At 70.4% G+C, this 25,530-nt stretch carries 23 protein-coding genes; 13 read left to right on the top strand and 10 right to left on the bottom strand.

Annotation, left to right across the window (positions count from 1 at the left end; translation table 11 throughout):
* Positions 1-61 precede the first annotated feature (61 nt).
* The 4 genes from G3I71_RS14155 to G3I71_RS14170 all read left to right on the top strand — a co-directional run bounded on the left by G3I71_RS14155 (position 62) and on the right by G3I71_RS14170 (position 3,020).
* On the top strand, positions 62-883 hold the full coding sequence (locus G3I71_RS14155) for a TraR/DksA family transcriptional regulator (protein WP_164314602.1): 822 nt from the start codon (positions 62-64) through the stop codon (positions 881-883).
* A gap of 99 nt (positions 884-982) precedes the next feature.
* Positions 983-1,555, top strand: a complete 573-nt coding sequence (gene lspA / locus G3I71_RS14160; RefSeq protein ID WP_164314605.1) for a signal peptidase II — start codon at positions 983-985, stop codon at positions 1,553-1,555.
* A 53-nt stretch (positions 1,556-1,608) separates the two neighbouring features.
* Positions 1,609-2,553 carry an RluA family pseudouridine synthase gene (locus G3I71_RS14165; protein ID WP_164314607.1) on the top strand — a complete coding sequence of 315 codons (945 nt, stop codon included), beginning with the start codon at positions 1,609-1,611 and terminating at the stop codon, positions 2,551-2,553.
* Positions 2,550-3,020 (top strand): GNAT family N-acetyltransferase, encoded by a 471-nt coding sequence (locus G3I71_RS14170; protein WP_164314609.1) that lies wholly within the window; start codon positions 2,550-2,552, stop codon positions 3,018-3,020. The genes G3I71_RS14165 and G3I71_RS14170 overlap by 4 nt, the downstream gene beginning before the upstream one ends.
* A 37-nt stretch (positions 3,021-3,057) precedes the next feature.
* Here G3I71_RS14170 and G3I71_RS14175 read toward each other — a convergent pair whose 3' ends face one another.
* A complete protein-coding gene (locus tag G3I71_RS14175; RefSeq protein ID WP_164314611.1) occupies positions 3,058-4,173 on the bottom strand; it encodes a mechanosensitive ion channel family protein in 1,116 nt (371 codons plus the stop codon).
* Positions 4,174-4,252: 79 nt separating this feature from the next.
* Here G3I71_RS14175 and G3I71_RS14180 point away from each other — a divergent pair, with 79 nt between their 5' ends.
* Entirely contained in the window at positions 4,253-4,822 is a 570-nt protein-coding gene (locus G3I71_RS14180; RefSeq protein ID WP_164314613.1) for a dienelactone hydrolase family protein, read from the top strand.
* 28 nt (positions 4,823-4,850) lie between these two features.
* Here G3I71_RS14180 and G3I71_RS14185 read toward each other — a convergent pair whose 3' ends face one another.
* The 4 genes from G3I71_RS14185 to G3I71_RS14200 all read right to left on the bottom strand — a co-directional run bounded on the left by G3I71_RS14185 (position 4,851) and on the right by G3I71_RS14200 (position 9,756).
* Positions 4,851-6,524, bottom strand: a complete 1,674-nt coding sequence (locus tag G3I71_RS14185; protein ID WP_164314615.1) for an alkaline phosphatase D family protein — start codon at positions 6,522-6,524, stop codon at positions 4,851-4,853.
* Positions 6,525-6,660: 136 nt separating this feature from the next.
* Positions 6,661-7,509, bottom strand: a complete 849-nt coding sequence (locus G3I71_RS14190; RefSeq protein ID WP_164314617.1) for a thioredoxin domain-containing protein — start codon at positions 7,507-7,509, stop codon at positions 6,661-6,663.
* Between the two features lie 111 nt (positions 7,510-7,620).
* Positions 7,621-8,316, bottom strand: coding sequence for a hypothetical protein (locus tag G3I71_RS14195; protein ID WP_164314619.1), 696 nt, complete (start codon positions 8,314-8,316; stop codon positions 7,621-7,623).
* A 114-nt stretch (positions 8,317-8,430) separates the two neighbouring features.
* Positions 8,431-9,756, bottom strand: coding sequence for a DUF2252 domain-containing protein (locus G3I71_RS14200; RefSeq protein ID WP_164314621.1), 1,326 nt, complete (start codon positions 9,754-9,756; stop codon positions 8,431-8,433).
* 290 nt (positions 9,757-10,046) lie between these two features.
* Between G3I71_RS14200 and dnaE the strand changes: the two genes are divergently transcribed.
* A complete protein-coding gene (gene dnaE / locus G3I71_RS14205) occupies positions 10,047-13,583 on the top strand; it encodes a DNA polymerase III subunit alpha (protein ID WP_164314623.1) in 3,537 nt (1,178 codons plus the stop codon).
* A 115-nt stretch (positions 13,584-13,698) separates the two neighbouring features.
* On the opposite strand, the gene G3I71_RS50315 is transcribed toward dnaE, so the two are convergent.
* The gene (locus G3I71_RS50315) at positions 13,699-13,872 is read right to left on the bottom strand and encodes a hypothetical protein (protein WP_203690633.1); all 174 of its coding nucleotides are present in this window, start codon (positions 13,870-13,872) and stop codon (positions 13,699-13,701) included.
* A gap of 250 nt (positions 13,873-14,122) precedes the next feature.
* Between G3I71_RS50315 and G3I71_RS14210 the strand changes: the two genes are divergently transcribed.
* The 4 genes from G3I71_RS14210 to G3I71_RS14225 all read left to right on the top strand — a co-directional run bounded on the left by G3I71_RS14210 (position 14,123) and on the right by G3I71_RS14225 (position 18,157).
* Positions 14,123-15,343, top strand: a complete 1,221-nt coding sequence (locus tag G3I71_RS14210) for an NYN domain-containing protein (RefSeq protein ID WP_164314625.1) — start codon at positions 14,123-14,125, stop codon at positions 15,341-15,343.
* 130 nt (positions 15,344-15,473) lie between these two features.
* On the top strand, positions 15,474-16,445 hold the full coding sequence (locus tag G3I71_RS14215; RefSeq protein ID WP_164314838.1) for an ABC transporter ATP-binding protein: 972 nt from the start codon (positions 15,474-15,476) through the stop codon (positions 16,443-16,445).
* A 121-nt stretch (positions 16,446-16,566) separates the two neighbouring features.
* Entirely contained in the window at positions 16,567-17,394 is an 828-nt protein-coding gene (locus G3I71_RS14220) for an ABC transporter permease (RefSeq protein ID WP_164314627.1), read from the top strand.
* A gap of 34 nt (positions 17,395-17,428) precedes the next feature.
* A complete protein-coding gene (locus G3I71_RS14225; protein ID WP_164314628.1) occupies positions 17,429-18,157 on the top strand; it encodes a hypothetical protein in 729 nt (242 codons plus the stop codon).
* A 90-nt stretch (positions 18,158-18,247) separates the two neighbouring features.
* On the opposite strand, the gene ybaK is transcribed toward G3I71_RS14225, so the two are convergent.
* The 4 genes from ybaK to G3I71_RS14245 form a co-directional block, all read right to left on the bottom strand.
* Complete coding sequence (gene ybaK / locus G3I71_RS14230) at positions 18,248-18,742, bottom strand: Cys-tRNA(Pro) deacylase (protein WP_164314630.1); 495 nt, start codon at positions 18,740-18,742, stop codon at positions 18,248-18,250.
* A gap of 18 nt (positions 18,743-18,760) precedes the next feature.
* Positions 18,761-19,501: an LON peptidase substrate-binding domain-containing protein gene (locus tag G3I71_RS14235; protein ID WP_164314632.1), complete on the bottom strand. Its 741-nt coding sequence runs from the start codon at positions 19,499-19,501 to the stop codon at positions 18,761-18,763.
* 11 nt (positions 19,502-19,512) lie between these two features.
* Positions 19,513-20,589 carry a hypothetical protein gene (locus tag G3I71_RS14240; RefSeq protein WP_164314635.1) on the bottom strand — a complete coding sequence of 359 codons (1,077 nt, stop codon included), beginning with the start codon at positions 20,587-20,589 and terminating at the stop codon, positions 19,513-19,515.
* Positions 20,590-20,687: 98 nt separating this feature from the next.
* Entirely contained in the window at positions 20,688-22,286 is a 1,599-nt protein-coding gene (locus G3I71_RS14245) for an oxidoreductase (protein WP_164314637.1), read from the bottom strand.
* Between the two features lie 225 nt (positions 22,287-22,511).
* Between G3I71_RS14245 and hisD the strand changes: the two genes are divergently transcribed.
* Genes hisD through hisB form a run of 3 tightly spaced genes read left to right on the top strand, consistent with a single transcriptional unit; the run spans position 22,512 to position 25,530 of the window.
* The gene (gene hisD / locus G3I71_RS14250) at positions 22,512-23,834 is read left to right on the top strand and encodes a histidinol dehydrogenase (RefSeq protein ID WP_164314639.1); all 1,323 of its coding nucleotides are present in this window, start codon (positions 22,512-22,514) and stop codon (positions 23,832-23,834) included.
* A complete protein-coding gene (locus G3I71_RS14255) occupies positions 23,831-24,940 on the top strand; it encodes a histidinol-phosphate transaminase (RefSeq protein ID WP_164314641.1) in 1,110 nt (369 codons plus the stop codon). The genes hisD and G3I71_RS14255 overlap by 4 nt, the downstream gene beginning before the upstream one ends.
* Entirely contained in the window at positions 24,937-25,530 is a 594-nt protein-coding gene (gene hisB / locus G3I71_RS14260; RefSeq protein WP_006377508.1) for an imidazoleglycerol-phosphate dehydratase HisB, read from the top strand. The genes G3I71_RS14255 and hisB overlap by 4 nt, the downstream gene beginning before the upstream one ends.

The raw sequence follows: 25,530 nt of genomic DNA on the forward strand, positions 1-25,530 counted from the left end.
TCGATTTATCGTCCCAGCACGATTCGCGAGCAAGATCACGACGTGTGAAGGGGCCGCGGCCATGGTGGCGAAAAAGACCGCCGAGCAGCAGGCGACGACCGGCAGATCCACCGGATCCACGGCCGCGGGAGCGTCCGGCAGCGGCAAGGGCACGGACGCGAAGAAGAGCGCTCTCAAGAAGGGCGCCGTGAAGAAGACGGCGGCTGTCGTGAAAACGGCGGCTGTGGTCAAGACGGCTACCGCGAAGGCAGCCGTCGAGAAGAAGGCTGTCGCTCCCCGAAGCACCGCAGTTCAGAGCGGCGCCGGTACACGCACCTCCACGAAGAGCACGGCCAGGAAGAGCACTGCCAACAAGGCGGGCGCGGCCGAGGCCGCGAAGACGACGGGAGCCACGACGGTGGTTGCGAAGAAGACTGCGGGCACGACCACGACCGCGAAGAAGCGCAGCGCGGTACCCAAGGCGCGGATCGTCGCGGCGCTGGAGCCGGGTGAACTCGCCGTACGCCCCGGTGAGGACCCATGGACACCGGAGGAAGTGGCGGAGGCACGCGCCGAGCTGCAGTCCGAGGTACAGCGGCTGCGCGCCGAGATCACGGCGTCCGAGCAGTCGCTCGTGGGTCTGATGCGGGACTCCGGCGACGGCGCTGGCGACGACCAGGCGGACACCGGCACCAAGAACACGACGCGTGAGGCCGAGATGGCGCTGGCGGCCAACGCGCGCGAGATGCTCGTCCAGGACGAGCGGGCCCTGGAGCGGCTGGACACGAGCACGTACGGCCTGTGCGAGGACTGCGGCAAGGCGATCGGGAAGGCCCGTATGCAGGCCTTCCCGCGCGCGACGCTGTGCGTCGAATGCAAGCAGAAGCAGGAGCGTCGCTACTGACCGGCCGCCGATCCTCGCCGTGTGCCTCCTGCACTCCTGTGTGCCAGGAGGCGTGTCGTACCCTCGTCCTCAGTCAGGAACCTAGGTTGAGGGACTCACGTGGCAGAGGCGGAGCGCATCATCGGTACGCCGGACATCCCGGACGCGGCGGGAGCCGAGCCGGAAACCCCGGAGGAGCGGCCCCGTGGCAGGCGCCGGATCCTCGTGCTGTTCACGGTCGCCGCGCTGGCGTACGCGCTGGACCTCGCCAGCAAGATGGTCGTCGTCGCCAAGCTGGAGCACCACGCGCCGATCGAGATCATCGGGGACTGGCTGAAGTTCGAGGCGATCCGCAACGCGGGCGCCGCCTTCGGCATGGGTGAGGCCTTCACGGTGATCTTCACGGTCATCGCCGCGGCCGTGATCGTCGTGATCGCCCGCCTGGCCCGCAAGCTCTACAGCGTGCCCTGGGCGATCGCGCTCGGGTTGCTGCTCGGCGGCGCGCTGGGCAATCTGACCGACCGGATCTTCCGCTCCCCGGGCGTCTTCGAGGGCGCGGTCGTCGACTTCATCGCGCCCAAGCACTTCGCGGTCTTCAACCTGGCCGACTCGGCGATCGTCTGCGGCGGCATCCTGATCGTCCTGCTGTCCTTCAAGGGGCTCGACCCGGACGGGACCGTCCACAAGGACTGAGGGCCCCTGCACTCTCGTACGAGAGTGTCCGACCCGTCCGGCATACTCGACGGGTGAGCACCGTTCCCGAGATCCGCAACCTGCCCGTGCCGGACGGCCTGGAGGGCGAGCGCGTCGACGCCGCCATCTCCAGGATGTTCGGCTTCTCCCGTACGAAGGCCGCCGAGCTGGCCGCGGCGGGGAAGGTCATGGTCGACGGCTCGGTGGTCGGCAAGTCGGAGCGGGTGCACGGCGGTGCCTGGCTCGAGGTGGAGATGCCGCAGGCACCCGCGCCCGTGCAGGTGGTGGCCGAGCCCGTCGAGGGCATGGTGATCGTGCACGACGACGACGACATCGTCGTGATCGTCAAGCCCGTCGGCGTGGCCGCGCACCCCTCGCCCGGCTGGACCGGGACGACCGTCATCGGCGGGCTCGCCGCCGCCGGATACCGCATCTCCACCTCCGGTGCCGCCGAGCGTCAGGGCATCGTGCACCGGCTCGACGTCGGCACGTCCGGCCTGATGGCGGTCGCCAAGTCGGAGCGCGCGTACACGTCGCTCAAGCGCCAGTTCAAGGAGCGCACGGTCGACAAGCGCTACCACGCGCTGGTCCAGGGCCACCCCGACCCGATGAGCGGCACGATCGACGCGCCCATCGGCCGGCACCCCACCCACGACTACAAGTGGGCGGTCACGGCCGAGGGCAAGGCGTCCGTCACGCACTACGACCTCATCGAGGCGTTCCGCTCGGCCTCCCTGCTCGACATCAAGCTGGAGACCGGCCGCACCCACCAGATCCGCGTCCACATGGCCGCCCACCGGCACCCCTGCGTCGGCGACCTGACGTACGGTGCGGACCCGACGCTCTCCAAGCGGCTCGGCCTGACCCGCCAGTGGCTGCACGCCGTACGCCTCGGCTTCGAGCACCCCGGGGACGGGACGTGGGTCGAGTTCGAGAGCGACTACCCGGAGGACCTGGCCAGCGCCCTGGAGCGGGTGCGCGAGGAGACCTACGCATGACCCGGCCGTCCTACGTGGTGCGCGTCGCCGGGGATCCCGCCGACCGCGAGGCCTGTTTCGCGGTGCGCAAGGAGGTCTTCGTCGCCGAGCAGGGAGTGCCGGAGGACCTGGAGTACGACGAGTTCGACGCGGGCGCGCTGCATGTGGTGGCCGTCCGGGAGGACGGGGTCGCGCTCGGCACGGGGCGGTTGCTGCACGGGGAGGCCGCGGTCGGACGGACCGGCGGCGATCTGTCCGTGGGGTCCCTCGGGCGGCTCGCGGTGCGGAAGGAAGCGCGGGGGCTGGGGGTCGGGGTCGCGCTCGTGCGGGGTATCGAGGAGGCGGCTCGGGGGTTGGGGCTTGCCGCCGTGGATCTGCATGCGCAGACGGCCGCGGCGGGGTTCTACGAGCGGCTGGGATATACGGGGTACGGGGTCGAGTTCCACGAGGCGGGTATCGCGCATCTTGCGATGCGCCGCTCTTTTTGAGGTTTTCTCCCACCACCGCACCGCCCGTCGAAGGTGTCTAGCCTCGGCCGGCTGTCCTTGGTGTTTCGTGGGCCCTGCGCGGTGTTCCGTCCTGGGAGCGGCGGGCCGTCTCGTTGCCCGGGGGCAGGGCCGCGTCCGCCGTGTTGACCCGGGGGAGGGCGTACGGGTGCTGCTCGGCCAGCCAGCGGATCATGCCCTCGCGGACGTGCACCCGGACCTTCCAGACGTCGTCCGCGTCCTTCGCCGTCACCAGGGCGCGTACCTCCATGGTGCTCGGCGTGGCGTCCGTGACGGACAGGTCGCAGGCGCGGCCGTCCCAGGCCGGGCACTCGCGCAGGAGGTCGCGGAGCTTCTCCCGCATCGCCTCCATGGGCGCGCTGTGGTCCAGGTGCCAGAAGACGATGCCGGTCATCTGGGCCCCGCCCCGCGACCAGTTCTCGAAGGGCTTCGAGGTGAAGTAGGACACCGGCATCGTGATGCGGCGCTCGTCCCAGGTGCGCACGCTCAGGAACGTCAGAGTGATCTCGTCGACCGTGCCCCACTCGCCGTCCACCACGACCGTGTCGCCAAGGCGCACCATGTCGCCGAAGGCGATCTGGAACCCCGCGAACATGTTGCTCAGCGTCGACTGGGCCGCCACACCCGCGACGATGCCCAGAATTCCGGCCGACGCCAGCAGCGAGGCGCCGGCCGCGCGCATCGCCGGGAACGTCAGCAGCATCGCCGCCACCGCCACGACGCCCACGACCGCCGCGACCACCCGTGTGATCAGCGACACCTGGGTGCGGACCCGGCGCACCCGGGCCGGGTCGGGGTGGACGCGGGCGTAACGGGTGTACGAGGTGTCCACGACCGCCGCCGCGATCCGGACGATCAGCCAGGCCGTCGAGCCGATCAGCACCAGCGTCAGGGCCCGGCCGACGGCGACCTGGTGCTCCTTGAGCAGGTCGGCCTGGTGGTAGGACCCTCTGAGCAGCGCCGCGCACAGGACGAGGTGGTAGGGCACACGGCCCCGGCGCAGCAGTCCCCACAGCGGAGTCTCGGTCTGCCGTTCGTCCGCCTTGCGCAGCAAGCGGTCCGTGGCCCAGCCGATGAGCAGCGTCAGCACGACCGATCCACCGAGGACGATCAGCGGGCGCAGTACGTTCTCCATGCCGGAGAACGTAACCGGTGAAGGGCGGCCTTGAACATGCGGGGGCTTCTGTGTCAGTGGTCCCTGGCACGATGTCCACATGAACGTCATGCTCTTTCACTCGACCTACGGACTCCGCCCTGCCGTACGCGCCGCGGCGGACCGGCTGCGGGCGGCCGGACACGAGGTGTGGACCCCCGACCTCTTCGGCGGGCGCACCTTCGGGACCGTCGAGGAAGGTATGGCCTTCAAGGACGCCACAGGCAAGGACGAGCTGCTCAGGCGGGCGGTCCTGGCCGCCGCGCCCTACTCCGGGCGGGGTCTGGTGTACGCGGGGTTCTCGTTCGGTGCCGCGACCGCGCAGACCCTCGCGCTCGGCGACGCCAAGGCACGCGGGCTGTTGCTGCTGCACGGCACGTCGGACATCGCCGAGACAGCGTCGGTGGACGATCTGCCGGTTCAGCTGCACGTGGCCGAGCCGGACGCGTTCGAGACCGAGGACTGGCTGGGCTCCTGGTATCTCCAGATGGGCAAGGCGGGCGCCGACGTGGAGATCTACCGGTACGCCGGGGCCGGTCACCTCTACACCGACCCCGACCTCCCCGACTACGACGAGGAGGCGGCCGAGGCCACCTGGCGGGTGGCGCTCGGCTTCCTCGACAGCCTGTAGACCGGGACCACCGGTACTCGCCGGCCGTCTACACCGGGCGGTACGTCCGTTCCACCTTCTGGGTGCCGGTGAGCGTGCGGTACGAGCGCCACCAGGTCGAGGTCGCGTTCGCCTTCGTGCGGTCGGACAGCACGTAGTAGTCCATCTGCGCGCGGTCCGCGGTGATGTCCAGGACGCCGTAGCCGTGGCGGTCGGTGTCGACCCAGTGGACGTGCCGGTTGGCCGCCTGGATGATCGGCGCGGCGAGCGCGGTGACGGTGCCCTCGGGGACCTTGAGGATGTCGTCGAGGTTGTCGGAGGTGACCGACGTGACGACGAACTCCGTGGCGGCGGAGGGCGACAGCGGGTAGGTGCCGGCGTCCACGGGCACGTCGTTGGCCCACGCCATGTGGATGTCGCCGGTCAGGAAGACCGTGTTGCGGATCGCGTTGGAGCGGAGGTGGGCGAGGAGTTCACGCCGGTCGTCCGTGTAGCCGTCCCACTGGTCGGTGTTGAGGGCGAGGCCTTCCTTGGGCAGGCCGAGCAGTTCGGCGAGCGGCTTCAGAAGGTCGGCGGTGAGAGAGCCGATGACGAACGGCGAGATCATCACCGAGTTCCCGACCAGCCGCCAGGTGGTGTCTGAGGCCTTCAACCCCGCCTTCAGCCAGTCGAGTTGGGCTCGGCCGGTGATCGTACGCTCCGGGTCGTCGACCGTACCGCTGCCCGTGGACACCTGCTGGGAGCGGAAGGAGCGCAGATCGAGGAGGGAGAGGTCGGCGAGCTTGCCGAAGCGCAGGCGCCGGTAGGTGGTGCCCGCGATCGCCGGGCGGACCGGCATCCACTCGAAGTAGGCCTGTTTCGCGACCGACTGCCGGCTCGACCAGGTGCCCTCCGTGCCCTCGGTGTGGTTCTCGGCGCCGCCCGACCACGCGTCGTTGGCGAACTCGTGGTCGTCCCAGATCGCGACGACGGGGGCTGCCGCGTGCAGGGCCTGGAGGTCGGAGTCGGTCTTGTAACGCCCGTGCCGTACGCGGTAGTCGGCGAGCGTGAGGATCTCGTGCGCGGGGGAGTGCGGGCGTACGACAGTGCCACGGGTGCCGTACGTGCCGGTGCCGTACTCGTAGATGTAGTCGCCGAGGTGCAGCCAGGCGTCCAGGTCGCCGCGCGCCGCGAGGTGGCGGTACGAGGAGAAGTAGCCGGCCTCCCAGTTGGCGCAGGAGACCACGCCGAAGCGCAGGCCCGTCACCGCGGCGTCCGCGGCGGGCGCGGTCCGGGTGCGGGCGGCGGGGGAGTCCGTGCCGCCGGCCGAGAAGCGGAACCAGTAGTCGGTGGCGGGCGCGAGGCCACGGATGTCCGCCTTGACCGTGTGGTCGGCGGCGGCCGTCGCGGTGGTCGAGCCCTTGGAGACGACGTTCGTGAACGCCTTGTCGAGGGCGACGGTCCAGCTCACCTCGGTGTCCGGGCCGAGCCCGGACCCGGGTATCGCCTCCGCGGTGGGCGTCACGCGCGTCCACAGCAGGACGCCGTCCGGCAGCGGATCGCCTGAGGCGACCCCGTGCAGGAAGGCGGGAACCTCGGCAGCGGCACGGGCGGGCAGCGCGGCGGCCAGCGGACCGGCCAGGCCGGCGGTGGCGGCGGCGGCCTTGACGACCGTACGGCGGCGTGGGGCGAGGGAGTTGACCCGGGCGCCCGTGGACTCGGAGGAAGAGCTTCGACTCGTCACGGGCGCTGAGATTACTGATCAGTAGGCCAGTAGAGCGGGCGAACGACAAAAGTTCGCCCGCTCTTCGGCTGATCGTCCACCGGGGCCGAGCGGCGGACCGTACGGCAGGCGCTCCGAACGCTCCGGAACCCGCTGCTCAGGCCTTCAGCGCCGCCGTGATCGCCGTGGTGAAGTCGGCGACCGTCATGGGCGCGTTCTCGCTGTTCGGGGCCGTGAGCTTCTTGCCGTCCATCACCAGGCTCGGAGTGCCGTTGACGCCGTCCTTGTTGGTGTTGAACGTCTGGGACATCGCCAGCGCCCAGGCGTCGTACGTGCCGTCCTCGACGGCGGTCTGGAACTTCGTGTTGTTCTTGAGCGCGCTGACCGTGTTCGCCACCTTGATCAGGTAGTCGTCGCTCTTGAACTTGTCGTCCGTCTCCTCGGGGTGGTACTTCGCCGAGTAGAGCGCGGTCTTGTACTCCAGGAACGCCTCAGGGCTCACGTTCAGCGCGGCACCCATGGCGCTCATCGCGTTCTTGGAACCCTCGCCGCGGGAGCCGATCTGGATCTTCCCGTTGTCGTCGGTGTCACCGTCGAGGAATGTGCCGCCGATGTACTGGATCTTGAACTTGCCCGCGTCGAAGTCCTGCTTGAGGGTCGAGCCGACCGTCTGCTCGAACTGGGCGCAGATCGGGCAGCGCGGGTCCTCGTACAGCTTGAGGGTCTTCTTGGCGGTGCTCTTGCCGAGGACCACTGTCGTGCCGTTCGTGCCCGTGGTGTTGGCCGGCGCGACGACCTTCGCGTCCTTCGCCGTGGCCCAGTAGCCCGGCTTGTTGTTCTGCACGACCGCGTAGCCGATACCGCCGGCTATCGCGAGGACGGCGACGACGGCACCGGCCACGATGACCTGCCGCTTCACCTTGTCCCGCTTGGCCTGGCGCTGGCGCTCCTCGCGCAGACGTTCACGGGCCGCGTTCTTGGACGCCTGGCTGTTCCGCTTGCTCATGCTGGTGATCTCCCTGGGGAACGCGTACGCGGCATGGGCGGCGTACACGGAAGTGAATGGAGGGCTTGCCGGTGCTGGTCGCTCGGGGCTGTCGCTCGGGCGGGTTGCCGCTCAGGCGAAGGCGAGCAGGTTCGGGCGCGGCGGTCCTCGTCGTCCCAGGGAGTGCACGAGCAGACGCGCGCGGAGGGCGGCGACGCGCTGAGCCGGTCGCGGAAGACGGCGTACCGCCGGGGCGGACCGGACCGTCACCGCGGCGGCGGCCAGCAGCAGCGGGCGGAAGGTGGAGGTGGTGAGCGCGCCCAGCAGCTGGGCCAGGGCCCGCTCGCCCCGGCGCAGCCAGGCGGCGGCCAGCAGCCCCACTCCGACATGCGCGGCCAGCAGCAGCCAGGCGGTCGACGGGCCCGAGTGGGCGAGCAGCGCCGCCACCCGGTCGGTGTCGGTGCCCGCAACCCGGGCCAGCGGGGTGCTCACGCCGTCGCCGGCGCACAGTACGTCGAAGCCCACCGAACGCAGCGGGCCGGCGACCGGCCCGCCCGCCCGGCCGTAACAGACCGTCTGGCCGGTGGTGAAGACCGTGTCGGCAGCCAGCTCCAGCGGGATGAGCAGGACAGCGATCCGGGCGAAGCCACGCTCGCGGCCGGCCAGCGCGTACGCGACGACGAAGACGGCGGCGGCGATCACGGCCACCGTCCCCATCGGCAGCGGGACCCGGGACAGCAGCACGTGCGACGCGCTGCTGAGCGTCACGACGAGTGCCGTGAACAGTGCCGCGCGTACGGCTCTGAGGTGGGTCCCGGATATGTCCATAGCGGAGGTGAGTGTGTCACGGACTCCTGTAGGAGGTCCCTAAAAGCTCCCTGTGAGCGTGTGCACTGCCGGAAATTCGGAAGGGGTGTCCAAGGGGGTGTCCAAAGGGGGTGTCTAGAGGCCCGGGATCCGGCCGTTGCGGAACAGGTCCACGAAGGTCTGGTGGTCGGCACGTGCGCGTGCGCCGTACTCGTGGGCGAAGTCCACCAGGACGTCCGCGAAGCCCGCCTCGTCGGCCGCGATCACCGCGTCGATGGCCCGCTCCGTGGAGAAGGGCACCAGGGACTCGCCCGACTGGTCGTCCGCCGCCGCGTGCATCGTGGCCGTCGCCCGGCCCAGGTCGGCGACGACGTCCGCGATCTCCTCCGGGTCGTCGATGTCACCCCAGTCCAGGTCCACGGCGTACGGCGACACCTCGGCGACCAGCTGACCGCGGCCGTCCAGCTCGGTCCAGCCCAGCCACGGGTCGGCGTGGTCCTGGAGGGCGCGCTGCGAGATCACCGTGCGGTGGCCCTCGTGCTGGAAGTAGCCGCGGATCGCCGGGTCGGTGATGTGCCGGGAGACGGCCGGGGTCTGGGCCTGCTTGATGTAGATCACCACATCGTTCTCCAGGGCGTCCGTGGCGCCCTCCAGGAGGATGTTGTACGAGGGCAGCCCGGCCGAGCCGATGCCGATGCCACGACGGCCGACGACGTCCTTCACCCGGTACGAGTCCGGGCGGGTCAGGGACGACTCCGGCAGCGTCTCCAGGTAACCGTCGAAGGCGGCCAGCACCTTGTAGCGCGTGGCCGCGTCCAGCTCGATGGAGCCGCCGCCCGGCGCGAACCGGCGCTCGAAGTCGCGGATCTCCGTCATCGAGTCGAGCAGCCCGAACCGCGTCAGCGAGCGCGCGTCACGCAGCGCGTCCAGCAGCGGACCCTGGGCGGTGTCCAGGGTGAACGGCGGCACCTCGTCGCTCTTCGCGCCGGTCGCGAGGGCGCGGATGCGCTCGCGGTACGCGCCCGCGTACGTCCGCACCAGCTCGGTGATCTGCTCGTCGGAGAGCGCCTTCGCGTACCCGATGAGGGCCAGGGAGGCGGCGAGGCGCTTGAGGTCCCAGGTGAAGGGCCCGACGTACGCCTCGTCGAAGTCGTTGACGTTGAAGATCAGCCGGCCCTCGGCGTCCATGTACGTGCCGAAGTTCTCCGCGTGCAGGTCGCCGTGGATCCACACGCGCGCGGTGCGGTCGTCCAGGTACGGTCCGCCCCGCCTCTCGGCCTCCAGATCGTGGTAGAAGAGGCACGCCGTACCCCGGTAGAACGCGAACGCGGAAGCCGCCATCTTGCGGAACTTCACGCGGAACGCGGCCGGATCGGCGGCCAGGAGCTCGCCGAACGCGGTGTCGAAGACGGTGAGGATCTCCTCGCCGCGGTGCTCGGCGCTGAGCTGCGGAACCGACATCGCTTGGTGCCTCCTGGTGCAGGTGATGCAAGACGAATGGGGCCGGACAGGCCGACCGGGGAGACGAATGACTCCGTCGTCCCTCCAACGTCCGAGGGTATGCCGGAGTGCCCACGACCCGCCCACGAAGGTACGGGGGAGGCGCCTCACGCTGTCAGTGCCGAGGCTTAGACTTCGTCGCTGTCCCCCCAGACTGCCCGCAGCCTGTCGCCGAGCGCCCACCCGTCTCCCGACCACCACCCCTCAACGAGGCGCTTCGCGCCACTGCCCCGCCCCATGGAGGCCATGCCGTGTCAAAGCCGCCGTTCACGCACCTGCACGTCCACACCCAGTACTCGCTGCTGGACGGTGCCGCGCGGCTCAAGGACATGTTCGACGCGTGCAACGAGATGGGCATGACCCATATCGCCATGTCCGACCACGGCAACCTCCACGGCGCGTACGACTTCTTCCACACCGCCAAGAAGGCCGGCGTCACGCCGATCATCGGCATCGAGGCGTATGTGGCACCCGAGTCGCGGCGCAACAAGCGGAAGATCCAGTGGGGCCAGCCGCACCAGAAGCGCGACGACGTGTCCGGTTCCGGCGGCTACACCCACAAGACGATCTGGGCGTCCAACGCGAAGGGCCTGCACAACCTCTTCCGGCTGTCCTCGGACGCGTACGCGGAGGGCTGGCTGCAGAAGTGGCCGCGCATGGACAAGGAGACCATCTCCCAGTGGTCCGAGGGGCTCATCGCCTCCACCGGCTGCCCCTCAGGCGAGCTCCAGACCCGGCTGCGCCTCGGCCAGAAGGAGGAGGCGCTCAAGGCGGCCTCCGAGTACCAGGACATCTTCGGCAAGGACCGGTACTTCCTGGAGCTGATGGACCACGGCATCGAGATCGAGAGCCGGGTCCGCGACGGCCTCCTGGAGATCGGCAAGAAGCTCGGCATCCCGCCCCTGGTGACGAACGACTCGCACTACACGTACGCGCACGAGTCGGTCGCGCACGACGCGCTGCTGTGCATCCAGACCGGCAAGAACCTCTCCGACCCCGACCGCTTCCGCTTCGACGGCACCGGCTACTACCTGAAGTCCACGGACGAGATGTACGCCATCGACTCCTCGGACGCCTGGCAGGAAGGCTGCGCCAACACCCTCCTGGTGGCCGAACAGATCGACACCTCCGGCATGTTCGAGGCCAGGAACCTCATGCCGAAGTTCGACATCCCGGACGGCTTCACCGAGATCACCTGGTTCCAGGAGGAGGTCCGGCTCGGCATGAACCGGCGCTTCCCCGGCGGTGTCCCCGACGACCGCCAGAAGCAGGCGGAGTACGAGATGGACGTCATCATCCAGATGGGGTTCCCGGGGTACTTCCTCGTCGTCGCCGACTTCATCATGTGGGCCAAGAAGCAGGGCATCGCGGTCGGCCCCGGCCGCGGTTCCGCGGCCGGTTCGATCGTCGCGTACGCCATGGGCATCACCGACCTCGACCCGATCCCGCACGGTCTGATCTTCGAGCGGTTCCTCAACCCCGAGCGCGTCTCCATGCCCGACGTCGACATCGACTTCGACGAACGCCGGCGCGTCGAGGTGATCCGGTACGTGACCGAGAAGTACGGCGCCGACAAGGTCGCCATGATCGGCACGTACGGCAAGATCAAGGCGAAGAACGCCATCAAGGACTCCGCGCGCGTGCTGGGCTACCCGTACGCGATGGGCGACCGGCTCACCAAGGCGATGCCCGCCGACGTCCTCGGTAAGGGCATCGACCTCAACGGCATCACCGACCCCACGCACCCGCGTTACAGCGAGGCCGGCGAGATCCGGGCGATGTACGAGAACGAGCCCGACGTGAAGAAGGTCATCGACACCGCCAAGGGCGTCGAGGGTCTGGTCCGGCAGATGGGTGTGCACGCGGCCGGCGTCATCATGTCCAGCGAGCCCATCGTGGACCACGCCCCGATCTGGGTGCGGCACACCGACGGCGTGACCATCACACAGTGGGACTACCCGCAGTGCGAGTCGCTCGGCCTGCTGAAGATGGACTTCCTGGGCCTGCGCAACCTGACCATCATGGACGACGCCGTCAAGATGGTGAAGGCCGGCAAGGCCGTCGACCTCGACCTGCTGGCCCTGCCGCTCGACGATCCGGCGACGTTCGAACTGCTCCAGCGCGGCGACACCCTCGGGGTGTTCCAGTTCGACGGCGGACCCATGCGCTCGCTGCTGCGTCTGATGAAGCCCGACAACTTCGAGGACATTTCCGCCGTCTCGGCGCTCTACCGTCCCGGCCCGATGGGCATGGACTCGCACACCAACTACGCGCTGCGCAAGAACAAGCTCCAGGAGATCACCCCGATCCACAAGGAGCTGGAGGAGCCTCTCCAGGAGGTCCTCGCGGTCACCTACGGTCTGATCGTCTACCAGGAGCAGGTGCAGAAGGCCGCCCAGATCATCGCCGGGTACTCCCTCGGCGAGGCCGACATCCTGCGCCGCGTGATGGGCAAGAAGAAGCCCGACGAACTGGCCAAGAACTTCACCATCTTCCAGGCCGGCGCCAAGAAGAACGGCTACAGCGACGAGGCGATCAAGGCCCTGTGGGACGTCCTGGTCCCCTTCGCCGGATACGCCTTCAACAAGGCCCACTCGGCCGCCTACGGGCTGGTGTCCTACTGGACCGCCTATCTGAAGGCGAACTACCCGGCCGAGTACATGGCGGGTCTGCTCACCTCGGTCAAGGACGACAAGGACAAGTCCGCGATCTATCTGAACGAGTGCCGGCGCATGGGCATCAAGGTGCTCCCGCCCAACGTCAACGAGTCGATGTCCAACTTCGCCGCCCAGGGCGACGACGTGATCCTCTTCGGCCTCTCCGCGGTGCGCAACGTCGGTACGAACGTCGTCGAGTCGATCATCAAGTCCCGCAACGCCAAGGGGAAGTACGGCTCCTTCCCCGACTACCTCGACAAGGTCGAGGCCGTCGTCTGCAACAAGCGGACCACGGAGTCGCTGATCAAGGCCGGCGCGTTCGACAGCATGGGGCACACCCGCAAGGGCCTCACCGCGCACTTCGAGCCGATGATCGACAACGTGGTCGCGGTGAAGAGGAAAGAGGCCGAGGGACAGTTCGACCTCTTCGGCGGCGGCGACGAGGACACCGACGAGCCCGGCTTCGGTCTCGACATCGAGTTCACCACCGACGAGTGGGACAAGGCCTATCTGCTCGCCCAGGAGCGGGAGATGCTCGGCCTGTACGTCTCCGACCACCCGCTCTTCGGCCTGGAGCACGTCCTGTCCGACAAGGCCGACGCGGGCATCTCCCAGCTCACCGGAGGTGAGCACGCGGACGGCGCGGTCGTCACCATCGGCGGCATCATCTCCGGCCTCCAGCGCAAGATGACCAAGCAGGGCAACGCCTGGGCCATCGCCACCGTGGAGGACCTCGCCGGTTCCATCGAGTGCATGTTCTTCCCGGCGACCTACCAGCTGGTGTCGACCCAACTCGTCGAGGACGCCGTCGTCTTCGTCAAGGGACGCCTCGACAAGCGCGAGGACGTGCCCCGGCTGGTCGCGATGGAACTCCAGGTCCCCGACCTGTCCAACGCCGGAACCAACGCGATGGTGATCCTCACCATCCCCGCGCTGAAGGTCACCCCGCCGATGATCAGCAGGCTCGGCGAGATCCTCAGCCACCACAAGGGCGAGAGCGAGGTCCGCATCAGACTCCAGGGACCGAGCAAGACCACCGTGCTGCGGCTCGACAGGCACCGGGTGAAGGCGGATCCGGCGCTCTTCGGCGACCTGAAGGTGCTCCTCGGACCGGCCTGCCTCGCGGGCTGACCGGCGGATGTGAGTGAGGGGCGCACCCGGCTCTGGGTGCGCCCCTCACTGTGTCCGGGCTTCGACAGCCCGCTGTTCAGCTGTCTGTCGTACTCAGCGGTGGTTCAGTGGCGGTTCAGTTGTGGCCGAAGCGCTTCTGCCTGCCCTTGCGTGCCATGTCACCGGGAGTCACCTGGGTGGCGCGCTGCTCGGCCTGCGACTCCATCGAGGAGGACTTCGCCTGCTCGGTACCGCGCTCGGCCTGTGACGCCTGTTCGTGCGGGCGACTCTGCTTCTTGTTCTTGGCCATGGTGATCTTCCTCCTGAGGGGGATCTGGGGGCCAGAGACCGGAATCAGATTCACATGACCTGACAAAGCGCGCATGTCGGAGAATTACCGTGCGTAATGCCGTGCGTAATAGGGTCGAGTCGTGCGCTGGGACCCTCGGCCGACCCGGGGAACGCCACGCCGAAGATCGAGTTCGGGCCGTTAACCCCCGCGCGGTCGGGCAGACTCGAAGCAAGCCCGAAGCAAACCTCCCGGAAAGAGGGTGGATCGCGTGGACCGCTGCATCGTCCTGGTGGACGCCGGGTATCTGCTGGGGGCCGCCGCGAGTCTTCTCGCCGGAGAGCCCTCGCGGTCCCGCATCACCGTCGACCACCCCGCCCTCATCCAGGGCCTGCGAGAACGCGCCGAATCGGACACCGAACGGCCACTGCTGCGCATCTACTGGTTCGACGGCGCCCCCGACCGGGTGCCCCAGCCCGAGCACCGCAGACTCCGTGTGATGCCCCGGGTCACCGTCCGGCTCGGCGCCCTGACCCGCAGCGACGGACGGTGGGCCCAGAAGGGCGTCGACGCCGCCATGCACGCCGAGCTGACCGAGCTGGCCCGCAACCGCGCCTGCTCCGACATCGTCCTCGTCACCGGCGACGGCGATCTGCTGCCGGGCATGATGGCGGCCAAGGAGCACGGAGTCGCCGTACACCTGTGGGCCGTGCAGGCCGCCGACGGCGACTACAACCAGTCCGAGGACCTGGTCGCCGAGGCCGACGAGCGGCGCGTCCTCGACCGTACGTGGATCACCAAGGCCGTACGGGCCAAGGAACTCGGCGGGGTCTGCGCGCCGCAGCCGGTGCCCCGTCCCGAGATCGCCGCGATCCTGTCCGCGCCGTTGCCCGAGTCGGCGCACGCGCAGGCGGCCGAGCGGGACACCGGCGAGCGGCAGGAGCACTCGGTGGCGCCCGCCGAGCAGGACGGCGAGCAGGAGCGCGTACCCACCGCAAAGGGCGTACCGACCCCCAAGGACCTGGCCGCACTGCGGGCCCCCGGCGCCCAGCCCGCCCAGCATCCCGCCAACGCGACCCTGCGCTGGTCCTCCGACAAGGGCTGGGTCGACCGGCCGGGCGTGGCCGCCGAGCCCCCCGAGATCGCCGCCATGCCGACGCTCGCCCAGCTCACCTCGGCCGAGCAGCGCTGGGCGGACCGCGAGGAGGACATCACCACGGTCGGCGGTGATCCGTACGAGGTCGGACAGGTGTTCTCGCGCCGCTGGATGGAGCGCCTCCCGGAACCCGCCCAGGTGCAGAAACTGTCCACGATGTACCCCCGCATCCCGCACCGCATCGACGGCGAACTGCTGCGCTACGCCGCCCGCTTCGGCCTGCTCGCCCACAAGGACGACCAGATCGACGAGCACGACCGGTACGCGATCAGGGCCGGTTTCTGGCGCGAGATCGACGTCCGTACGACCGCGGAACACGCGCCCGCCGCGGAGTGAGAGGCACCCACGGGGCCAGCGCGCGGGAAGGGCGGGGCGGGGGTTGGATTTCAGGCGGAGTCGGGCACCCCGTACTCTCGCCTTCGTGAGTACGCGCACGGCACACGCAGCCCGACACGGTGACGACGTCGTGTGCGCGGTGCGCGATCTCACCAAGACCTATCGCGCGGTGCGCGGCCGACGCGGCGCCCCCGGAACACCCGAGGTGCAGGCCACCGACGCCGTCGACCTGGACGTCCGGCGCGGTGAGATCTTCGGCCTGCTCGGACCGAACGGCGCCGGCAAGTCGAGCCTCGTCCGGCAGATCACCGGCCTGATGCGCCCCGACCGGGGCAGCGTCGAGATCCTGGGCCACGACGTCGTGCGCCACCCCGAGCGGGCGGCGCGCATCCTCGCCTACCTCGGCCAGGAGTCCAGCGCCCTCGACGAACTGACCGTCTCGCTCGCCGTCGAGACCACCGCGCGACTGCGCGGCCTGGAGGTACGCCAGGCGCGCGCGGAACGGGACGCGGTCCTGGAGGAGCTCGGGATCACCTCCCTTGCCGCCCGGCCCATCCGTAAGCTGTCCGGCGGGCAGCGGCGGCTCGCGTGCTTCGCCACCGCGCTCGTCGGGGAACGGCCGCTGCTCGTCCTCGACGAGCCGACGACCGGGATGGATCCGGTGGCGCGGCGGGCGGTGTGGTCGGCGGTCGACCGGCGGCGTGCCGAGCGCGGTACGACGGTGCTGCTGGTGACGCACAACGTGATCGAGGCCGAGACGGTTCTCGACCGGGTGGCCGTTCTGGACCGGGGGCGGGTGATCGCGTGCGACACCCCGTCCGGGCTGAAGGAGCAGGTGGCCGGCGAGGTCCGGGTCGATCTGGTCTGGCGGGAGGCGGCTCCCCTGCATGTCCCCGAGGTCGCCGCGCTGCGGGACCGGGCCGTCGAGTCGGGGCGCAGGTGGACGTTGCGGCTGGCTCCCGAGGAGGCCCGCGCGGCCGTCGCCACCGTCACCGGCGGGGCCGCCTTCACGGCGCTGGACGACTTCACGCTGGCCACGCCGAGCCTGGAGGACGTCTACCTGGCGCTCGGCGGGAACGGGCAGGGGCTGGTGAAGGCGTGAGCGGCATGGCGGGTACGACCGGCGTGAGTGCGGGGGGCTCCGGATCCGTACGGGTAGGTGTGCGGGCGCCGACGGGGGAGAGGGCGGCTGTCGTGACCGGGACGAAGAGGAGCAGCTCGACGTGAGTGTCGTACCCGCCGAGGTGCTGCCGGGCAGTGACCTGGCCATGGAGGAGACGCCCGCGCGCCGCGCGCCGGCCGAGCTCGGACCGCGTGCCCGGCTGTGGCCCGCGCTCGTCGCTGTGTACCGGGCGCAGTTGTCCCGGGCCAGGGTCGCGCGGATTCCGCTGCTGTTCGTGGCGACCTTCCAGTCGGTCGGGATCATGATCCTGATGCGGGGGGTCGTGGACGGGGGCGGCGAGGCACGGGCCGTGGTGGCCGGGGCTTCGGTGCTGGTCGTGGCCTTCGTCGCGCTGAATCTGCTCGCCCAGTACTTCGGGCAGCTGCGGGCCAGCGGTGGACTCGACCACTACGCGACGCTGCCGGTACCGCCCGCGGCCGTGGTGCTGGGCGCGGCGGGGGCGTACGCCTCCTTCACCGTGCCGGGAACCGTCGTGACGGCGGTGTTCGGGTGCCTGCTGTACGGGCTGCCGCTGACGCATCTGTGGGTGCTCGCCCTGGTGATCCCGCTCGCGGGTGCCGCGCTCGCCGGGCTCGGCGCCGCCTTCGGGCTGCTCGCGCCGCGGCCGGAACTCGCCACGCTGCTCGGGCAGTTGGGCATGTCGGCGGCGCTGCTGCTCGGGGTGCTGCCGGCGGACCGGATGCCGGGGGTGGTGCGGTTCGCGCGGGATCTGCTGCCTTCCACGTACGGCGTGGAGGCCTTCGCCCGGACCTTCGGACCCCACCCCGACTGGGCCTTCGTCTTCGGCGACCTCGCCGTGTGCGCGGGGGTCGGGGTGGTCTCGCTGGCCGTCGCGACCTGGGCGTACCGCCGGGCGGCCGTCCGGTGACGCGCCGCACAGACGGGCCTGGCACGATGTCAGGGTGACCGCACCGCTGACTCCGCCTCCGCCGCCGCATCAAGAGCCCTCCCACGACCGTGACGAGGCCTCGCAGTCCCAGCAGCCCCTGCAGCAGCAGCCCTCGCTCCAGCAGGCCCCGGACGGCCGGTCCCGGCAGTTCTGGCCGGACCCGTCCGGCGGAAGCGGGTTCGCACCGGCGTACGGACAGGACGGCCCCGGGACGAAGACCGAACTGCGGGAGGCCGCCGTCGTCACGGTGGCTCTCGCGCTCGGCGGGGTGCTGCTCGGAGTGCTGTGGTGGTGGCTGGCGCCGAGTGTGCCGCTGGTCGGCGACATCGTCGAGAACAGATGGGTCGTGTACGTCAAGGACAGCGAGGGCGAGCAGGCGATCGGGGTCGACGGAACGTTCACTCTGCTGGCGTTGGCTCTGGGTGCGGTGAGTGCGCTTGCGGCGTTCCTGGTGCGGCGGCGCGGGGGTGTGCCGCTGGTGGCCGCGCTGATGGTCGGGGGGCTGCTCGGGTCGGTGCTGGCGTGGCGGCTGGGGGTGTGGCTGGGGCCCACCCAGGATGTGCTCGCGCACGCGAAGGACGTGGGCAAGGGGGCCACGTTCTCGGCGCCGCTGAAGTTGGGGGCGAAGGGGGCGTTGCTGGTGTGGTCCGTGGGGGCGCTGGTGGTGCATCTGGGGTTGACGGGGTTGTTCGGGCCCCGGGATCCGGAGCCCGAGGGTTATGGGCAGGTTCCTCCGGCTTGACGTGCGGTTCTCGCCCCCGCCGCCCTTACCCGTCCCTCCCCCAGAGGGGGGACCCCGGACGGGCTGGATGTGCCGGCCGGTGTCGCGTGATCACGCGCGGGCGATCGGGGCCCTTACCGCCCCGGTGAGGCTGGTGAGGTCCGCGGGGGACAGTTCGACCTCCAGGCCCCGTCGGCCCGCCGAGACGCAGATCGTGGCGTGGGCGTCCGCCGACGCGTCCAGGACCGTCCGGAGCTTCCTGCGCTGGCCCAGGGGGGAGATGCCGCCCCTGACATAGCCCGTCGTGCGTTCCGCCAGGGTGGGGTCCGCCATCGACGCCCGTTTGCCCGACACCGCCGTGGCCAGCGCCTTCAGGTCCAGCTGGCCCGCGACCGGGACCACCGCGACCGTCAGTACTCCGTCCACGTCCGCCACCAGGGTCTTGAAGACGCGCTCCGGCGACACCCCCATCGCCTCGGCGGCCTCCTCGCCGTACGAGGGATGCGCGGGGTCGTGCTCGTACGCGTGCACCGTGTACGTGACGCCCGCCGCCGTCAGCGCCACCGTCGCCGGGGTTCCGCCCGACTGCTGCTTCTTCTTCGCCATTCCGGGTCCTGCTCCCCCTCAGTTGAGACTTGTCGGGCCGCGCGTCAGTTCCGACGCCGGCAGCGACGGGAGATTGCGGATGATCGCCGTCTCCGTGCGCAGGAGCTTCAGTTCCTCGCGGAGGCGGGACGACGTGTCCGGGGCCTGGAGCAGGCGCTGCTTGGACGGGGTGTCCAGCATCATCGCCGCCGCCACCAGATACGACACCACCGACGGCTCGTCGGGAAGGTCGGCGCCCGTCGACAGGGAGCGTTCCCGCGCGCCCGCCAGGCGCTTCTGGTACTGGCGGAAGGCCCTCAGGACGCCTTCTGCCAGCGCGCCCGCCCCGTCACCGGCGGACTCCTCCAGCTCCTCCAGTTCCGCCGTCAGGAACGGGCCCGAGGCCTCCACCGACACCAGCCGTACCCGGGTCGTACCGGTGGCCAGGACCTCGTACGAGCCGTCCGCGCGTTCCCTGATCGTCGCCGCGTCCGCCACGCACCCCACGGAGTGGAACGCCTTGAGCAGATCGTCGCCGAAGCCCGCCGTGGGCCCTGGTTCGGGCACCGCCGCCTGCTCGGGCAGGCCCTGTGAGCTGGGCGCCACCTCGTGGCCGTCGCGGATCGTCACGACGGCGAACCGGCGTGGTTCGTCCTCGGGGGTCTTCAGGAGTTCGCGCATCATGGCGCGATATCGCTCCTCGAAGATGTTCAGCGGGAGGACGAGTCCCGGGAACAGCACCGAGTTCAGCGGAAAGAGGGGCAGCCGAACAATGGTCACGACGGGAAAGCCTAGTGGTCGCCGGAGTGTGCGCGTCCGCCGTGCTCACTCCCTGGATGACCGGAACAGGCCGCGCAGCGGGCGGCGGGCGCGTTCCGGCGGACCTCCTCGCGTGCTTCGAGGAACCCCCCGAGGGGGTCGTCCGAGAACCTGTCCCAGGGGAAGGACGCGGCGTACGGGCCGGTCAGGCGCAGTTGGAGGAGGGCGTCCTGCCAGCGGTCGAGTCCCACCAGGACGTAGGTCAGCAGGTTGCGCAGCTCGGCCGGCCAGGGGTCGGCCGCCGGGTGCGTCGCCGACAGGGCGACGGCGGCGTCCGCCGCCGCGTCCAGACGGGCCCGGTCCACCACCGTTCCGCCGTCGCCCTCGCTCAGACAGGCGAAGGCGGCGTGCAGTGGCAGCGCCTGGACGAGCGAGCCGGGCAGGGCGTCCTGCGCGGCCCGCTCGGCGAAGTCGAAGCACTCGCGGTGCGAGCCGAGTCCTCCCGAGGACCGGAAGGGGCTCGTGGACAGGTACTGGAGAGCCGCCACATGGCAGCCGTAATGGTGCGGGGAGCGGCGTACGGCCTCGCCCCACAGCCTCTCGAACTCGCCGTGGGCCGCGCCGCTGCCCCGGGCCCGGTCCAGTGCGATGCGCCAGGGCACCGGGTCGCGCGGGTCGCCCGCCGCGGCGGCCTCGACCAGCGGGCCGGTCTGGTGGAGGAGCTCGGCGCGGGCCGGGGAGGCCCAGGCGCGGGTCACCGCCAGTTCGGCGCCGACCAGCAGCGCGTCCGGGTCGTGCGGGGCGGCGGCGCGCCAGGACGTGAACCACTCGGCGCGGGAGTGCGCGAACGCGGCCAGCCGGATCACGTACCGGTCGCGGTTCTCCCACTCGGCCGTGGCGCGGGTGGCGGACAGCAGTTCGGCCGCCGGTCCGTACTCACCCCGGCCCGCCGCGACGAGCGCGGGGCCGAGGCGGGCGTCGGGCGCGTCGAGCAGTACCTCGTCGTCGGCGGGCAGTCCGGCGGCGGCGAGGCGTGGAGACGGCGGAGTGTTCCGTTCCGCCCTGGTGGCACGGAGGAACGCACGCAGCGAGGCCATGGTGTCGACCATTGAAAGGCGCAGGTCGGGGCCGCGCCAGCCCAAATGCGCAACCTGTATTTAGTTGTACGGTCCGAGGTGAGGGGATGGTGAAGAAAAATGAGTCGTGCTCAGCTTCTGCGCAACAACCGGGTCGCCCCCGCCGCCACCGTCGTCGCCAGGACCCAGCCCAGCATGATGATCGCCGCGGCCAGCCACTGCCAGCCGCCGCGCAACTGCCAGAAGCCCACCTGGCCCAGGTCGATCACCGGCAGAAGCAGGTCGAGGGCGAAGAGGGAGGGGTTCCACGGCGGGTGCTCCCCGCTCTTCAGCGGCGGATGGCTCGCGTGCGCGAACGCCACCGAGCTCGCCGCCCACAGCACCGCCATCCACACGGCGGCCCGGCCGGGCCGGTACCCGTAGGCGACCGTCCAGTCCTGCACGTACCCCCACAGCTTCGCCGCCGGCGGCAGGGTCTCGCGGCGCCGGCGCTGCTTGGCGAGCAGTACCTCGCGCGCGTCCTCGTCCTCGCCGCTGTCGCGCAGCACGGCGGCGAGCCGTTCGTACGGCTCCGGGCTGTACTCGGCGGTCGCCGCCGCCACCCACGCCAGCCGATCCACCGGCGGGAACGGCCCCTGCGGTACGAGGTTCTCGTACGTGAAGCCGCCCATGTGCAGGTTGCCCGGTCCCGGCCAGCTGTCCGCCCGGTCCACGAGGTTGACGACCTTGGCGCCCGACAGCACCACCTTGCCGCGCTCCGGCCGCTCCCCGAGGAAGCGCAGCTCGGGTGTCTGCACCCGGAGCAGCGACAGCTGCTGATCGTCGGTGAAGACGAGACGGGCCCGTTCGAGGTCGACGGCGTCGCCGAACCGGCCGTCGTCGAGCCGGATCCCGCCCTCGCACTCGAAGCGCTGGATACGCGTCCCGCGCGCGGGGGTCGTGCCGCTGGTCAGGATGGGGTTCCAGACGCCCGCGGGGGTCAGATACAGCGTGCGGCCCACGGTCAGCTGGGGTGCGTTGAGCGCGAGTCTCCCGTACGGGTTGGCGAGGCGGGCGCCGCGCAGGCTCAGCGAGACGCCGATCGTGGCCCCGCGCAGGCTCAGCTCGCCGTGCGACTCCAGCATCTCGGCCTGGAGGTCCTGGCCGACGCTCATGCCGTCCGCGACGATCGAGCGCCCGCGCCGGTCCCGGTAGACGATGGCCTGGTTGAGCAGCAGATCCGTACCGATCTGCGCGTCGGTGAGCCGCGCGCCGTTGTGGAAGCGGCAGCGGGGGAGGTGCAGATCGCCCTCGGTGTGCACCCGGGCCGCCTCCAGCCGCGGCACCGAGCAGTTCACCAGCCGTACGGTCCTGAAGCGGGCCTCCGGCAGGAGGATCTCCTTCTCGAACCGGCAGCTCTTCAGCTCGACGTACGGCTCGACCGTGCCGCCCGACAGATCCAGTGTGCCGTTGATCTGTACGCCGGTGAGCTTCAGGGACGCCACGCGCCCGGCGAGCGCGGGTGGGCCGTCGAGGAGCAGGCAGCACACGATGCGGGCCCGTACGGTCCGGTCGGCACCCCATGGATGGCCGCCGTGCGGATCGTCGACGACGGTGTCACCGCTGCTGAGGTCATACACGCTGCCGTTGCGGAAGGCCTGCCACATGCCCAGCTCGGCGGCGCTGAGATCGTCCGGTGGTTCCCCCGTGTTCGCCGAGCCCCCCGTGCGGATGCCGGCACCCTCTGTCACGACTTTTTCCCACTCCTCCCCGTGTCACCAGGTGTTACTGGCGGGTTTCGTACAACCGTTCTGCCCGCTCGGTAACCCGCTGAACTCAAGACGGGAAGGTGATCTTCCAGGTTCCCGTACGGGTCCCGTGCAGGGGTTCGCAACGCTCTGTATCAGCCACTGATACGCGAGAACGGCGCCCGATCCGCGTCTGAGAGAATTGACCCCGTGCTGCAACATTTCTCGATGGCTCGAATCGATCTGCGCGGCGACGCCCTCCCTGAGGGACCCGCCCTGCGCGACCTGCTGCCCCGAGCCGACTTCGACGTCTCGGCCGCCCTGGAGAAGGTGCGTCCGATCTGCGAGGCCGTGCATCATCGGGGCGACGCGGCGCTGATCGACTTCGCCGAGAAGTTCGACGGAGTCCGGCTGGAATCCGTACGCGTGCCCGCCCACGCCCTCGCCGACGCGCTGGAGCAGCTCGACCCGGCCGTCCGCGCGGCCCTGGAGGAGTCCATCCGCCGCGCCCGGCTCGTCCACCGCGAGCAGCGCCGTACGACTCACACGACCCAGGTCGTGCCCGGCGGCTCGGTCACCGAGAAGTGGGTGCCCGTGGACCGGGTCGGGCTGTACGCGCCCGGCGGGCGGTCCGTGTACCCGTCCTCCGTGATCATGAACGTCGTGCCGGCGCAGGAGGCGGGCGTCGAGTCGATCGCCCTCGCCTCCCCGGCCCAGGCCGAGTTCGACGGACTGCCGCACCCGACCATCCTCGCCGCCTGCGCCCTCCTCGGCGTCGACGAGGTGTACGCGGCCGGGGGAGCCACCGCCGTCGCGATGTTCGCGTACGGCACCGAGTCCTGCGCGCCCGCCAACATGGTGACCGGCCCCGGCAACATCTGGGTCGCCGCCGCCAAGCGGTACTTCGCGGGGAAGATCGGCATCGACACCGAGGCCGGCCCGACCGAGATCGCGATCCTCGCCGACGACACCGCCGACCCGGTGCACGTCGCCGCCGACCTGATCAGCCAGGCCGAGCACGACCCGCTGGCCGCCGCCGTCCTCGTCACGGACTCCGTGGCGCTCGCGGACGCGGTCGAGAAGGAACTGGAGCCGCAGGTCGCGGCCACCAAACACATCGAGGACCGGGTCGCCCCGGCGCTGGCCGGCCGGCAGTCCGCGATCGTCGTCGTGGACGGCGTGGAGGAGGGGCTGCGGGTCGTCGACGCGTACGGCGCCGAGCACCTGGAGATCCAGACCGCGAACGCGGCGGCCGTGGCCGACCGGGTGCGCAACGCCGGTGCGATCTTCGTCGGGCCCTGGTCGCCGGTCTCGCTCGGCGACTACGCGGCCGGGTCCAACCACGTCCTTCCGACCGGCGGCTGCGCCTGCCACTCCTCGGGCCTCTCCGTCCAGTCCTTCCTGCGCGGCATCCACATCGTCGACTACACGCGGGACGCGCTGGCCGACGTGGCGCATCACGTGGTGACGCTGGCGGAGGCGGAGGATCTGCCGGCCCACGGGGCGGCGGTCAAGGCCCGGTTCGGGTGGAAGGTACCTGAAGGCAAGTGACTGGCATCGACGATCTCCCCGTACGGGACGAACTGCGCGGCAAGTCGCCGTACGGCGCGCCCCAGCTCGACGTCCCCGTACGGCTGAACACCAACGAGAACCCCTACCCGCTGCCCGAAGCGCTCGTCGAGCGGATCGCCGAGCGGGTGCGCGAGGCGGCCCGGAACCTCAACCGCTACCCCGACCGGGACGCCGTGGAGCTGCGCACGCAGCTCGCCAGGTACCTGACGGACACCTCGGGCCACGAGGTCGGCCTCGCCAACGTCTGGGCCGCCAACGGCTCCAACGAGGTCATCCAGCAGCTGCTCCAGACCTTCGGCGGGCCCGGCCGTACCGCGATCGGCTTCGAACCGTCGTACTCGATGCACGGGCTCATCGCGCGCGGGACAGGTACCGGGTGGATCTCCGGTCCCCGCAACGACGACTTCACCATCGATCTCGCGGCGGCCGAGAAGGCCATCGCCGAGCACCGGCCCGACGTCGTGTTCATCACCACCCCCAACAACCCCACCGGCAACGCGGTCCCGCCCGGGACGGTCCTCGCGCTGTACGAGGCCGCGCAGGCCGCCAGGCCGTCGATGGTGGTGGTCGACGAGGCGTACGTCGAGTTCAGCCACGGCGACTCACTGCTGCCGCTGATCGAAGAACGGCCGAATCTCGTCGTCTCCCGGACCATGTCGAAGGCGTTCGGCGCGGCGGGCCTGCGCCTCGGCTATCTCGCCGCACACCCGGCCGTCGTCGACGCCGTGCAGCTCGTACGGCTGCCCTACCACCTGTCGGCCGTGGCGCAGGCGACCGCGCTGGCCGCCCTGGAGCACACCGACACGCTGCTCAAGTACGTCGAGCAGCTGAAGGCCGAGCGGGACCGGCTGGTCGCCGAACTGCGCGCCATCGGGTTCGACGTCACCGAGTCCGACGCCAACTTCGTACAGTTCGGCACCTTCGCCGACTCCCACGAGGCCTGGCAGCGGATCCTCGACCGGGGCGTCCTGGTCCGGGACAACGGCGTCCCCGGATGGCTGCGGGTCACCGCCGGAACTCCCGCCGAAAACGACGCGTTCCTCGACGCGGTACGTGAACTGAAGAAAGAGCAGGGCAAGTCATGAGCCGCGTCGGACGCGTGGAGCGCACCACCAAGGAGACGTCGGTCCTCGTCGAGATCGATCTCGACGGCACCGGCAAGGTCGAGGTGTCGACAGGCGTCGGCTTCTACGACCACATGCTCGACCAGCTCGGCCGGCACGGTCTGTTCGACCTGACCGTGAAGACCGAGGGCGACCTGCACATCGACTCGCACCACACCATCGAGGACACCGCCCTCGCGCTCGGCGCCGCCTTCAAGCAGGCGCTCGGCGACAAGGTGGGGATCTACCGCTTCGGCAACTGCACGGTCCCCCTGGACGAGTCCCTCGCCCAGGTGACGGTCGACCTGAGCGGCCGCCCGTACCTCGTGCACACCGAGCCCGAGAAGATGGCGCCGATGATCGGCGAGTACGACACCACGATGACCAGGCACATCCTGGAGTCCTTCGTCGCCCAGGCCCAGATCGCGCTGCACGTGCACGTGCCCTACGGTCGCAACGCGCACCACATCGTGGAGTGCCAGTTCAAGGCCCTCGCACGGGCGCTGCGCTACGCCTCCGAGCGCGACCCGCGCGCGGCGGGCATCCTCCCCTCCACGAAGGGCGCCCTGTAA

The sequence above is a fragment of the Streptomyces sp. SID12501 genome (assembly GCF_010550245.1).
Taxonomy (GTDB): Bacteria; Actinomycetota; Actinomycetes; order Streptomycetales; family Streptomycetaceae; genus Streptomyces.

Bases quoted from the DNA above. Each gene is read 5' to 3' on its own strand.
- G3I71_RS50315 (WP_203690633.1), bottom strand. From the start codon at position 13,872: ATGGCCAAGAACAAGAAGCAGAGTCGCCCGCACGAACAGGCGTCACAG.
- G3I71_RS14240 (WP_164314635.1), bottom strand. From the start codon at position 20,589: ATGGTCGACACCATGGCCTCGCTGCGTGCGTTCCTCCGTGCCACCAGG.
- G3I71_RS14190 (WP_164314617.1), bottom strand. From the start codon at position 7,509: ATGAGCAAGCGGAACAGCCAGGCGTCCAAGAACGCGGCCCGTGAACGT.
- hisB (WP_006377508.1), top strand. From the start codon at position 24,937: ATGAGCCGCGTCGGACGCGTGGAGCGCACCACCAAGGAGACGTCGGTC.
- G3I71_RS14155 (WP_164314602.1), top strand. From the start codon at position 62: ATGGTGGCGAAAAAGACCGCCGAGCAGCAGGCGACGACCGGCAGATCC.
- hisD (WP_164314639.1), top strand. From the start codon at position 22,512: ATGGCTCGAATCGATCTGCGCGGCGACGCCCTCCCTGAGGGACCCGCC.
- G3I71_RS14170 (WP_164314609.1), top strand. From the start codon at position 2,550: ATGACCCGGCCGTCCTACGTGGTGCGCGTCGCCGGGGATCCCGCCGAC.
- ybaK (WP_164314630.1), bottom strand. From the start codon at position 18,742: ATGGCGAAGAAGAAGCAGCAGTCGGGCGGAACCCCGGCGACGGTGGCG.
- G3I71_RS14200 (WP_164314621.1), bottom strand. From the start codon at position 9,756: ATGTCGGTTCCGCAGCTCAGCGCCGAGCACCGCGGCGAGGAGATCCTC.
- G3I71_RS14180 (WP_164314613.1), top strand. From the start codon at position 4,253: ATGAACGTCATGCTCTTTCACTCGACCTACGGACTCCGCCCTGCCGTA.
- G3I71_RS14175 (WP_164314611.1), bottom strand. From the start codon at position 4,173: ATGGAGAACGTACTGCGCCCGCTGATCGTCCTCGGTGGATCGGTCGTG.
- G3I71_RS14195 (WP_164314619.1), bottom strand. From the start codon at position 8,316: ATGGACATATCCGGGACCCACCTCAGAGCCGTACGCGCGGCACTGTTC.